This window comes from Streptomyces bobili, from assembly GCF_002154575.1.
GTDB classification, from domain to species: Bacteria; Actinomycetota; Actinomycetes; order Streptomycetales; family Streptomycetaceae; genus Streptomyces; species Streptomyces bobili.
Window position 1 is genome coordinate 1 of record NZ_MUBA01000261.1, and the last position, 203, is coordinate 203.

1 pseudogene (running past one end of the window) is annotated in these 203 nt (G+C 73.4%); it reads right to left on the minus strand.

What is annotated here, in order from left to right:
• Positions 1-203: pseudogene (locus BZL64_RS21340) on the minus strand (hypothetical protein); its annotated part runs 1,048 nt beyond the window's last position; the annotation flags it as partial.

Consider the following 203-nt stretch of genomic DNA (forward strand, 5'->3'; position numbering starts at 1 on the left):
CCGAAGTCCCCTCCCCCACCGCCGAAGTCGCCGAAGCTGCCGGTGTCGAAGTCCGCCCCGGACACGTCGCCGCCCTCGTAGCCGCCGCCGAAGTCGCCGTAGCCGCTGCCGTAGTCGGCGGCATAGGTGGGGGTGGCCATCAGGCTGCCCAGCATGGTGCCGACGAGCAGGCCGGGCAGCAGTCCGCCGCCGAAGTAGCCGCC